The 463-nt window shown below is 44.7% G+C and carries 1 pseudogene; it reads left to right on the plus strand.

The window, feature by feature from the left end:
- Nucleotides 1–463: pseudogene (locus AB4653_RS28855) on the plus strand (alkaline phosphatase family protein); the annotation flags it as partial.

Genomic DNA, 463 nt, shown 5'->3' on the forward strand with positions numbered 1-463 from the left:
GGGAGGCCTTGATTGAATTTCAACATCAATTGATGCATCAAGATAAAGTCGTGATCGTTTCAGCTGCACCGATGTTTGGCGTGAAGTTTATTGAAACATTGCAAAAGATGGCGACTACAATTGGTAAGCCATTGGTGATTGACGCTGAAAACTGGATGGCACATCCGGGCAGTGCCAATACGCTGATCAGTATCTTTACCCATACCAAAACACCGACCAATTTCGTGGTGCTTTCGGGCGATGTTCACTACTCCTTTGCTTACGATATCAAGCTTAGATACCGCCGAAATAGCCCGAACATTTATCAAATCACCTGTAGTGGCATTAAAAATCAATTCCCAGCGCCGCTGCTTAAATTCTGTGATGTGTGGGACCGCCTGTTATACAGTCCTCGCTCAGTTTTGAACTATTTCACCAAGCGAAAGCGCTTAAAGATCGAGAAGCGAAGCCCAGACAATCAAAC

It is taken from the genome of Vibrio sp. 10N.222.48.A3, from assembly GCF_041475345.1.
GTDB classification, from domain to species: domain Bacteria; phylum Pseudomonadota; class Gammaproteobacteria; order Enterobacterales; family Vibrionaceae; genus Vibrio; species Vibrio tasmaniensis_A.